The following is a 1,801-nucleotide window of genomic DNA, read 5'->3' as shown; positions in this document are numbered from 1 at the left end:
CGCGCGTCCTCCTCCGGAGGAACGACGCACGGTCCTACGGACCGTCAAGACGATAAAGCCCTACGGGCTTTAATTCAATTCCTCCGGAATTGAATAGTGAATTCCTCCGGAATTCACGCGGCACGTGGCGGCCGGGCGTGTCCTCCGCTCCGCTCACGGACACACCCTCATCTGGCGGTGCATCGTCTCCTGCTGCGTTGTGGGGGCTTGGGTGGGCCCGCTGTCGCGGGCGGCTGGCTACGGGGGAGGCTGGGGCGTTCGGTGGGCTCACAGCCCGGCCTGGCGCGGAGGGCGGCTGCATCACCACGTCCGGACCGGGGTGACGATTGGGAATCTGCCACACCCCAGCCCCATGACTGCATCACGAGAATATGACCGGGTAGAGATTGGGATTCTGGGGCACCCCTTCCATTCACTCCCGGCGGACGGAAACACGAGAGGGAAAGAACAGAACTGACGGAGAAACAGAGACAGCACCACGAACACAGAACCAGGAAACACACCCGGACCGGACCCCGGGAACCGGCCCGCGCACCATTCCCGACCCCACCGGGAAACACCGCCGAACACCTCGAACAAAAACAGCGGCACCGAATCCCCTCACGGAGAATCAGGATCACTGCCCCACCCATCACTTACCCGCAGCGAACACCGCCACACGGCGCTGCACCCACCCCACCCCAAAACCAAATTCGATTCGGGCCTGGGCCTGGGCGTCCGTCAGCAGTTCGGGAGCGAGTCCGGAGCCGCACTCGGGCGGAAGGTCCGGCAGGTCCCAGTCCTTCACCTGCTCCGCCGGCGCGGCGGGGACGGGCTGCTTGGGCTGGTCCTCCTCGTCGTCGGGGAGGCGGGCGGACACCTGCGGCCGGATGGCGGCCGAGGCCGCCAGGGCGCCCGTGCCGGCCTCCTGGACCGGAGAGTGGCCGGGGGGAGTCCCGACCGGCACCGGTACGGCCGCAGACGGCCGCGCAGGGGGTACGGCGGCCGGGGCAGGGGCGTGGTCGGGCAACGTGCACCGGAACGGTGGGGGCCAGTGCCGTCATGCCGTCACGACGGTGTGCCGTCGTGACGTCAGCAAGGGTCCGAGCTGCGGGATTTGGTGCGGTGATCCGCTTCTCCTCCAGATCCAGGCTCCGCGCTTCGAGCGCACGGGCGGCCTCGCGGCGCTCCTCCAGGTCGAGGGCGAGCTCATCGTCCTCACGACGCTGCGCACGCCGCCGATCCTCATCCTCCTCCCGGCGCTCCTTGCGTGCGCGGTCGGCCCGGGCGACCGCCTCCTTCTCGGCCTCGTCCTCGGCCGCGGCCTTCTTGGCCGCCAGGCTCCGCCGCCACGCGGGGCCGGCCTCCGCGAGGAGCACGAGCAGGCCCGGGGCCACCAGGTGCTGGAACACCCCGGTCCAGTCGGACTTCTCCCAGCTCCCGCCGATGTTCAGGAACACCGACGGCGCCCCGGTGAACAGGCGCAGCAGGACCGGCCAGGCCCCGGCCTTCACACCGTGGCGGGACGCGATCTCGTCCGCGCAATGCGTGGCGGCCGGTCAGGTCCCGCAGCGGCCGACGTCTCCCGGCCGGAATCACCGCGTTCAGGCCGCCCTGAAGGCCACCAGCCACGCGCGTATCTCCTCCGCAGAGCCGCGGTCGAAAAGACCGCTGATCTCCGCGACGAGCTGCTTGTCACCGTTCGCCTGCGCCTTGCCGAGAATAGTGGCGATGGCGACCCGATCATCCTCGGCCTGGGCCTCCCAATAACCAGTCTCCAGCCAAGCACGCATCTCCTCCGGGGAATTACGGTCGAGAAGAC

The 1,801-nt window shown here is 69.1% G+C and carries 1 protein-coding gene and 1 pseudogene; both read right to left on the bottom strand.

The annotated features are described in order from the left end of the window. Positions 1–631 precede the first annotated feature (631 nt). Positions 632–859, bottom strand: coding sequence for a hypothetical protein (locus ACIQGQ_RS24335; RefSeq protein ID WP_402398803.1), 228 nt, complete (start codon positions 857–859; stop codon positions 632–634). Between the two features lie 724 nt (positions 860–1,583). Continuing rightward, a pseudogene (locus ACIQGQ_RS24330) lies at positions 1,584–1,801 on the bottom strand (hypothetical protein); the annotation flags it as partial.

The organism is Streptomyces sp. NPDC092952 (assembly GCF_044754785.1).
In the GTDB taxonomy this organism is placed as follows: domain Bacteria; phylum Actinomycetota; class Actinomycetes; order Streptomycetales; family Streptomycetaceae; genus Streptomyces.
The sequence above is the reverse complement of the archived record's forward strand: the minus strand, read 5'-3'. Positions and strand labels throughout refer to the sequence as shown.